General features: G+C 62.9%; 4 protein-coding genes. All 4 read left to right on the forward strand.

Features of this window, described 5'->3' with window-relative positions; genetic code table 11:
* The first annotated feature begins 158 nt into the window (after positions 1 to 158).
* Positions 159 to 884, forward strand: coding sequence for a hypothetical protein (locus AAG799_RS22615; RefSeq protein WP_341899372.1), 726 nt, complete (start codon positions 159 to 161; stop codon positions 882 to 884).
* Positions 885 to 1,081: 197 nt separating this feature from the next.
* Complete coding sequence (locus AAG799_RS22620) at positions 1,082 to 1,582, forward strand: phasin family protein (RefSeq protein WP_341899373.1); 501 nt, start codon at positions 1,082 to 1,084, stop codon at positions 1,580 to 1,582.
* 173 nt (positions 1,583 to 1,755) lie between these two features.
* On the forward strand, positions 1,756 to 2,085 hold the full coding sequence (gene clpS / locus AAG799_RS22625; protein ID WP_297684649.1) for an ATP-dependent Clp protease adapter ClpS: 330 nt from the start codon (positions 1,756 to 1,758) through the stop codon (positions 2,083 to 2,085).
* A 16-nt stretch (positions 2,086 to 2,101) separates the two neighbouring features.
* Positions 2,102 to 4,083 (forward strand): AAA family ATPase (locus AAG799_RS22630; protein WP_341899376.1); only part of this gene is annotated, 1,982 nt, incomplete at its 3' end.

Here is a 4,083-nt window from a genome sequence, read left to right on the forward strand (position 1 = left end):
TGCCCTGACTGCGGGTGACGACCGGGTGCCCCCCAGGCCGCGAATCGGGAGAAGGATATTAACCAGACGCCCCTTTTGTCCAGCGTATTGTTTACTAACAAGTTGAATCTCCATGGATTCACCGTGCCGTTCAGCCGAAACGCAGGAAACCGCAGACTATGACGAACAGCTTTAACAAAGTCTTGGCGTTTACATTTGTCCTCGGAGTCGGGGCGGGGCTAGCCGCCTGCGCTTCGCCGGGGCCGACCGACAACCCGGTTGAGCGCAACCTGACCTGGGACCGGTATGTCGGCGGCGACGACATCGCCCGCAGCTGCGCAGCCGGGCAACCTGCCCGCTACCGGCTGGTGTACAACGCCCGCCAGGACGACCAGCAGCGCAGCTACGATATCTCGGCCCAGCCCGATGGCGGCGCCATGCTGGAGGCCCGGGTGATGGGGCGCGGCTACCTGAACAAGGTGCTGCTGACCGATCCCCTGGCGCCATGGCGCGGCGAGCAGGCGCTCTACCGGCTGACCCCGACGGAATTCGACCAGCTGAAGACAGCCGTCACCGCCACCGGCTTCGAGGCCCCGGCGCCCGAGGGGCTGTTCCTGCGTGGCGATACCTTCTACTGGACCGCCAGTGCCTGCCGCGACGGGCAGTTCCACTTCCACGCCTGGGCCTGGCCCTCGCCGGAGTTCGACCGCATGGCCGTGCCGCTGCTGAAGGCGGTGGCGCCGTTTGATCGGACCGCCGAGAAGCCAATCGAGCCCTACGAGGTGCCGCTGCCGCCTTACAGCCTGCTGTTAGAGCGCCGGGGCGGCCAGCCGTTCAGCCCGCCGCATCGCTACATCGTCGCCAAGAACGGGCTGCGCTACAGCCAGGGTATCCTGTTCAATTAGGCAGAATTGCTTTGATTTTCCGCCGATTCTGGTGCGCTGCACAAAATTATTGTGCAGCGCACCATTTTTCCATTGACGAAGCGAGTCCTCGCGCTTAAGTTGGGGGTGTTGCAGCGCACCATTTGCGCAAAGTTTCGCCGTCCCATGCAGGCGGCTCTGGCACCGTTACAAACCCGGACACAGCAAGGACAGCACCCATGGCTACCAAGAAGAAGATCGACGGAACCGAAACCGAAGCCCTCACCGGCAACCCCTTTGAGGCCGCGATCTACGCGTCCAAGGAGCAGGTCGAGAAGGCCATCGCCACCGGCACCGAAGCGCTCGAGAAGGCGTTCTCGATGAGCAAGGATCGTTTCGAAGACATCGCCAAGATCGGCAAGGAGCAGGTCGACGCCTGCGTGACCGCCGGCAATGTCGCAACCAAGGGTATGGAGACCATCAACGCTGAAGCGATGGCCTTCACCAAGACCCAGATCGAAGACCAGATTTCCGCTGCCAAGGCGATGATGGGTGCCAAGACCCTTCAGGAGCTGATCGAGCTGCAGAACGGCTTCGCCAAGAGCGCTTTCGAGGCCTACTCGGCCTACACCACCAAGATGAGCGAAGTTGCCACCAAGGTGGCGCAGGATGCCTTCGCCCCGATCAATGCCCAGGTCCAGGCCTCGGTCGAGAAGTTCGTCAAGCCGCTGGCCGCGTAATCAGCGGGTTGCCGCGACAGTTTCCTCCCCAGCAGAGTGCGTTCTGGAGCCCGGTTGAAAAACCGGGCTCTTTTTTTGTCCCAAGGCTACTGGTATTTTTAACCCGTGAGGCCATATCATCCGTCTGTGCACCAATTGTTTTCCGGTGCCGCTGTAGTTGCTGGGTCTGAGGCATGAGCGAACGGGATGGACGTGACGGGCGCGGGCGTACCGAGGTCGGCGTGGTCACCAAGACCCGGCCGAAGACGCAGAAGCCGCCCATGTACAAAGTGCTGTTGCTGAACGACGACTACACGCCGATGGAGTTCGTCGTGCATGTGCTCGAGCGCTTTTTCAACAAGGCAGCCGAAGATGCCACCCGCATCATGCTGCATGTCCACCAGAAGGGCGTCGGCATCTGTGGCGTCTTTACCTACGAAGTGGCGGAAACAAAAGTAACACAGGTGATTGATTTCGCGCGCCAGCATCAGCACCCGCTGCAATGCACTATGGAACGCGACTGAGGGAGGCTTTCTACGAATGGCATCTTTCTCCCGCACGCTTGAGCAGACCCTGCACCGCGCCCTGTCGCTCGCCGGTGCCAAGAAACACGAATTCGCCACGCTGGAACATCTGCTCTTCGCCCTGACCGAAGACCAGGATGCCATTGCGGTGCTGCGCGCCTGCAATGTCGATGTCGAGAAGCTGCGCCAGCGCGTCGGCACCTTCATCGACGAGGAACTGCGCGGCCTGGTGGTCGGCATCCCGCAGGATGCCAAGCCGACGCTGAGTTTCCAGCGCGCCGTGCAGCGCGCCCTGTTCCATGTGCAGTCCTCGGGCCGCGAGGAAGTGACCGGCGCCAATGTGCTGGTGGCGATCTTCTCCGAGCGTGAAAGCCATGCCGTTCACTTCCTGCAGGAGCAGGACATGACCCGGCTGGATGCGGTCAGCTATATCAGCCATGGGGTGGCCAAGGCGCCGGGCCGCGGCGACCGCCGGCCGGTGCGTGGCGCCGACAGTGATGTCGAGCAGCGCGCCGAGCGGGCCGACCGCGGCGAGCGCGAGCGCACCGACCGCAATGCCGGCAAGGACAAGGAGGCGCTCAGCGCCTATTGCGTCAACCTCAACGAGAAGGCCAAGGCCGGCAAGATCGACGCCCTGATCGGCCGCGAGGCCGAGATCGAGCGCACCATCCAGATCCTGTGCCGCCGCACCAAGAACAATCCGCTCTATGTCGGTGATCCCGGCGTGGGCAAGACGGCGATTGCCGAAGGCCTGGCGCGCCGCATCGTGCGCGGCGAGGTGCCGGAGATACTCAAGGATTCCACCATTTACGCGCTCGACATGGGCAGCCTGCTGGCGGGCACGCGCTATCGCGGCGATTTCGAGGAGCGCCTCAAGCAGGTGATGCAGGAGCTGGAGGGCCAGCCCGGCTCGATCCTGTTCATCGACGAGATGCACACCGTGATCGGCGCCGGTGCCACTTCGGGCGGCGCCATGGATGCCTCCAACCTGCTGAAGCCGGCGCTCGCCTCGGGTGCGCTGCGCTGCATCGGCTCGACGACCTACAAGGAATTCCGCTCCTATATCGAGAAGGACCGCGCCCTGCTGCGCCGCTTCCAGAAGATCGATGTCAACGAGCCGTCGATCCCGGATGCGATCAAGATCATCAAGGGCATCAAGGGCTACTACGAGCAGCATCACGGCGTGCGCTACACCGAGGATGCGATCAAGGCCGCCGTCGAGCTGGCCGCCAAATACATCAACGACCGCAAGCTGCCCGACAAGGCGATCGACGTGATCGACGAGGTGGGCGCCGCGGAACTGATGAAGCCGGAAAGCAAGCGCCGCAAGACCATCGGCGTGAAGGAGATCGAGGCCATCGTCGCCAAGATCGCCCGCATTCCGCCCAAGTCGGTCTCGCGCGAGGACAAGGAGTCGCTCCGCAATCTCGAGGGCGATCTGCAGCGGGTGGTCTATGGCCAGGACAAGGCCATCGAGGCGCTGTCCAGCGCGATCAAGCTGGCCCGGGCCGGCCTGCGCGAGCCGGAAAAGCCGATCGGCAACTACCTGTTCTCGGGCCCCACCGGCGTCGGCAAGACCGAGGTGGCGCGCCAGCTGGCGACCATCATGGGTGTCGAGCTGATCCGCTTCGACATGTCGGAATACATGGAACGCCACAGCGTCAGCCGCCTGATCGGCGCGCCGCCGGGCTATGTCGGTTTTGACCAGGGCGGCCTGCTGACCGATGCGGTCGACCAGCATCCGCATTGCGTGCTGCTGCTCGACGAGATCGAGAAGGCCCATGGCGACCTGTTCAACATCCTGTTGCAGGTGATGGATCACGGCAAGCTGACCGACAACAACGGCAAGCATGTCGATTTCCGCAACGTCGTGCTGATCATGACCACCAATGCCGGCGCGTCTGAAATGTCGAAGAATGCCATCGGCTTTGGCCGCGACATGAAGGAAGGCGAGGACGAAGAGGCGATCAAGAAGATGTTCACGCCGGAATTCCGCAA

The organism is Ferrovibrio terrae (assembly GCF_943371255.1).
In the GTDB taxonomy this organism is placed as follows: domain Bacteria; phylum Pseudomonadota; class Alphaproteobacteria; order Ferrovibrionales; family Ferrovibrionaceae; genus Ferrovibrio; species Ferrovibrio terrae_B.